Genomic DNA, 562 nt, shown 5'->3' on the forward strand with positions numbered 1-562 from the left:
CCGAAGCCGTTATTCTCCACTTCCATCAAACCAATGATGTCAGCATCCATCTTGTTCATCGCAGACACGATCTTCGCTTGTTGGATCAAGAACTCATCGTGATTCGTCGCGCCACGGTTTTGGCCTGTCGGGTTGTTGTTTCCGCTGTCTGCAACCGAAGTGAAGTAGTTAAGCACGTTAAAGCTTGCAACGCGTAAATCCGACTCTGCGATAGCTGGCGCCGCTTTACGCTCTACATCAAAGCCATCACCCGCTGCCACAAAGTTAGTGTTATTTACATCGTTCGTCGCGATCAGACGGTATTCGTTGTAGCTGTAATTCACTACGCCCTGTAAACCTTCAACGCGCGAACCTAAGCGAATGTGCTGTTCAGATGAACCGTCTTGATCCAAATCTTGACCAAACTCAGGGTAGTAAGGAATTTTGCCGTTCGGTGCTTTGGCATCAGATTCTAGGAAAACTCGATTCTCTGCATTTTGTTTTGCTAGCGCGACGGCTTCTGCACTGTCTGCTGCGTGAAGCTGAGTTGGCTTAAAGAGCGGAGCTTGGTGCGACAACATCA

At 48.8% G+C, this 562-nt stretch carries 1 pseudogene; it reads right to left on the reverse strand.

The features are described 5' to 3' along the window. A pseudogene (locus tag R7E78_RS29150) lies at nucleotides 1-562 on the reverse strand (nuclease); the annotation flags it as partial.

It is taken from the genome of Vibrio sp. YT-19(2023) (genome assembly GCF_033337395.1).